This is a genomic window from Gilliamella sp. Bif1-4, from assembly GCF_001690535.1.
GTDB lineage: Bacteria > Pseudomonadota > Gammaproteobacteria > Enterobacterales > Orbaceae > Gilliamella > Gilliamella bombi.
This window is the reverse complement of record NZ_LZHC01000027.1, coordinates 1-4,007: the sequence shown is the minus strand read 5'-3', so window position 1 is coordinate 4,007 and position 4,007 is coordinate 1. Positions and strand designations below refer to the sequence as shown.

The 4,007-nt window shown below is 36.4% G+C and carries 5 protein-coding genes; all 5 read left to right on the top strand.

Annotated elements, in window-relative coordinates; genetic code table 11:
• Positions 1-499: polymorphic toxin type 33 domain-containing protein (locus A9G25_RS13010; RefSeq protein WP_218057550.1), on the top strand; the 499-nt coding region annotated here is incomplete at its 5' end.
• A gap of 9 nt (positions 500-508) precedes the next feature.
• Entirely contained in the window at positions 509-913 is a 405-nt protein-coding gene (locus A9G25_RS05840) for a DUF4279 domain-containing protein (RefSeq protein ID WP_065574078.1), read from the top strand.
• Positions 914-1,206: 293 nt separating this feature from the next.
• A complete protein-coding gene (locus tag A9G25_RS05835; protein ID WP_141675012.1) occupies positions 1,207-3,096 on the top strand; it encodes a polymorphic toxin type 50 domain-containing protein in 1,890 nt (629 codons plus the stop codon).
• Between the two features lie 33 nt (positions 3,097-3,129).
• Positions 3,130-3,432, top strand: coding sequence for a hypothetical protein (locus tag A9G25_RS05830; RefSeq protein ID WP_141675011.1), 303 nt, complete (start codon positions 3,130-3,132; stop codon positions 3,430-3,432).
• 200 nt (positions 3,433-3,632) lie between these two features.
• On the top strand, positions 3,633-4,007 hold a 375-nt coding region (locus tag A9G25_RS05825; protein WP_335340326.1), incomplete at its 3' end, for a hemagglutinin repeat-containing protein.

Genomic DNA, 4,007 nt, shown 5'->3' with positions numbered 1-4,007 from the left:
TAATGCGGTAGATGTATTAATGGCTGAAGGTCTTACAGCAGCAGAATCAAAAGCATTTTTAGAAAGTCTAAATTTGGAACAAAGGCGACTAATTGAAATTGCATTAGTCGATCCAATGGGAGATGGATTCCTTGAAGATGCAGTACTAAAAACTTATGAGCGTTATTATAATGATTCTCTAAAGAAGAAGGAGGGTAAGAAAAATACGGATAATGCGTTAGCAGGAACTGGAAGTAGTACAGCTGGCGGGGCTTCTGGATTACCACCTGATGATGACGATAGTAGAAATGATTCTAATAAAAAGTCAGATATAAAAATGGCAAATGATAACTACCTTAAGAAAAAAGGATTTGATGCTCATAAGATTAAAGAAGAATTTTTTGGAAAAGGCAGTAACTCTAAATATGATATTTATATTGACAAGAAGAGTGGTGAGTTAATGTTATTTAGAAAAGGTGGTTTGGGTGATGGTATTAGAACTGGTTATTTTATAAAATAGGATATAAAAATGGATAGAACGACAGTGTCTGTATCATTTTCTATTTATGGAGATGATTTTGACTTAAATGATGTAATAAAAAGAATAGGCATAGAGCCAAATGAAACTAGAATAAAAGGATTAGTTCCTGAAGGGGGAAGAAACAAAAGTGTTGAAACAAGTTGGACAGTAGCTACTAAAGAAGAGTTTTCGTTTGATATTAATGATCAATTAGATAAGATAATTGCTTTATTGAAACCTAGAGAAAACATACTATTAAAAATTAAAAATGATTTCAAAGTAAATTTTGTTTTTATGATTTTAATAAAAATAGAAAATAATGAGAAGCCAGCAATATATTTTAATACTAAAAGCTTAAATTTTATTAATGGGATAAACGCAGAAATAGAAATTGATTATTATATTTATAGTTAAAATAGGTTATATTCTAAATTTTGCGCCTTTGCCATTTAAAAGTGACAGTTAATGCTGTCACTAAATTCTATAATTAATTTTTTTATTACTAATTTCGGCTTAGCACTGCTTTAACCATTATTATTTTTATACACCATTGTAGAAAATAAAGCCTACTTGTTGCATTGCGCATTGTGTCATATCTCCTTCTATCTAAAACATAAAAAATACATTAAGTTACTATTTTTACTTACAAAAAATCAGTCAGAAAAGGCATTGATTTTATTTGAGTTTTTGTTGTTTTTGTTCTAGCCGTGGTGGTAATAGCCTCAGAAGCGAAAGACAAGAGCCAAAACCGCCTTGACACCGGCACAATCAGCTTTAGTGATATCGAAAACAAAGCGGACTACCAAGTCAGTAGCAGCAGTGCAGGGGTAAGCTCTAGCGGCATGCCATCAATGCCAACCAGTCGCAACAAAAACGAAAGCGAACATTCGACGACGCATTCAGCGGTATCGGAAGGGACGATAATTATCCGCAACAAAGACACCCAAAAACAAGATATCAACGAACTAAGCCGAGATACTGAGCAGGCGAATAACGAGCTCAAACACATTTTTAACAAACAAAAAGAGCAAGACATCATCGACCAAACGCATTTAGTGAGTGAAATTGGTGGTGAAACGTTAACGATGCTTAATCATATTGACCGGATAAGAGCTGAATCCAAGGCAAAAGAAGCGGTAGAAAAGGAAAAAGAGAAAAGTAAAAACAAGGGACTAACAGAAGAAGAGCAACAAAAAATCTACGAAGACGCCTACAAAGAATCGATGAATCAAGGCATGTCAGCGATGGGCAGTGACACCCGTCAAGGCATTGACATGGCGGTTAGCCTCATCAACGGCTTAATCAGTGGTGACATGACAGGGGCAGCCGCAGGGGCACTTGCACCAAAAATTGCGACTATTATAAAACAGCATACGGAAGGTGATATAGTTGCCAATACCGTCAGCCATGCCATACTCGGTGCGGTGGTAGCCGAGCTACAAGGCAACTCTGCACTAGTGGGTGGCTTGGGTGCTGCTGCAAGTGAACGTGGTGCTGAGGTTATCATGGGTATTCTTTACCCAGGTAAAACAGTAGCGGAATTATCACAAAAAGAAAGACAACAAATCAGCGCCCTATCACAACTCGCCACAGGCCTAGCAATAGCCGCTGCCGGCGGTGATATCCAAGATGTGAATACTGGCGTTGCTGCGGGGAAAAATGCGGTTGAAAATAATGGATTAAGTTGGGCTGATGGTGGATTTGGTGGCGATTTTATAGGTCTTTCACCTGAAACAGGGGCAAATTATGAAGGTATCCTCCATGCCTCAGCAGCAGGTTATCTAACACAAGAAGAAACTTATGCAGCGCTAGATAGGCTAGTGACAGGTAAAGATATGCCTAATGGTAGCGATTATGTTGAACTCTGGATGCGAGCCCCAGAGCAAATAGGTGCATTTTTACCAGGACCAATTAGTGCCGCTATGGCGGCACTTGCTATGGCTGATAAAGCTTTAACTGACACGGATAAGGCGGATTTGATTTCAGTACTAAACAAAGCTACAGGTGATTATTTATCTGGTGCAGATACTGAATCTTTATTAGAATTAAATACTGCTTTAAGTCGATTTGGTGCCAAAAGTACAAATAAACAATTCCAACAATTTATAAAAGAAAAAGTTGAGAATAATGTAGCAACATCTCAAAAAGGCAATAAATCAAGTAAGTTTGGCGAGCATGCCAAAAATGAAAAAGAATTAAATGCTGGAAAGGGGAAAAATGTTAGTAACCCTACTGTAAAACCAGGTGCTAATTTTGCCCCAGGTGCAAACCCAAACTTAACTGTTAATATGAATCAACAAAACAAACATATTGTTGGTACTAATGAGCATAAAACGGCAAATGCAAGCGCTCCTATACCAAGGAGTACTATTGATTCAAATATTGATGTTCAGCAATTGGTTAATAATCATGCTGGAACAGGAAGAGAAATTCCGACAGGAAGACTTATAGGTAATCCTGGTTCGAAAGAGGTAGCATCAACCAATAGAATAATTGGCCAATATTATGATGTGACTACAAAATCTTTTGTTCCAACAAAAAACTTTACTATTCATTATGCTAAAAATGGGGTGCATATTGTACCTGCGAGACCATAAATTATGTATGCAAATAAAACAAAGGAAGAACAAGTGCAATTAGAAAATAGAATCAATATATATACAATGTATAGTTTAATTGATCGAGCATCTAAAAAGATGCGAGGAGTAACTGCAAGTATAGTTGAGCAAGATTTAACAATAACGATATTTTTTGATAGTGAATTAACCGAAGAGGAAAAGGAGGAAATGGAATGTGCTCATACAGAAGTTATTTCTGATTTATATCAAGAATTTGTAGGAATGTACTTGAATCTTTCAGTTGTTCCAAATTCAACTAGCATTTATGATCAAAAAGGCAATTTAGGTTGGTTTTATTTGCGTAAAGAATATTAACAATAATTAACTGAGTCATTATTATTTTAAACAGACTAAGAAGATCCCCATCTAAAAGATGGGATATTTTTTATTTTCTAGATCTTCATCGAAAGTTTAATAATTGACTGTAATAGCTTACTCTGAGATACACCTTATAAAACTTTTATCTATTTGGTGGCAGTTAACATTGTCACCAAATCCTATAATTCAAATAAAACATTAACATCAAAATAACGCATGGCGATGTAATGATAAGTGGTGCGCAGTTAGCCGCCGGTGAAAATATCATTATTGAAGCTAATCGTGATGTCAATATTACCACCTCAACCGATAAGCAAAACGAGCACAATAAATCCAGCAGTAAACAGACCAATATCACCTTAGGGGTACCTACTGCTGGCTCAAGTATTCGCTTTATTAATAGCAGCCCAAATCATGGAGTGGGCATGTTACCGTATGGTGACCAGCGTAACGGTGAACAACATCATGCCGATGCCACAGCGCAAAATCCATCTTCATTAACGGCGAATAATATTTACATTAACAGTAAAGAAGGTCATGTTAATATCACCAGTAGCCAAATTGCTGCGGAA

Excerpts from the sequence above, each read along its gene's own strand:
- A9G25_RS05840 (WP_065574078.1), top strand. The coding sequence starts at position 509 with ATGGATAGAACGACAGTGTCTGTATCATTTTCTATTTATGGAGATGAT.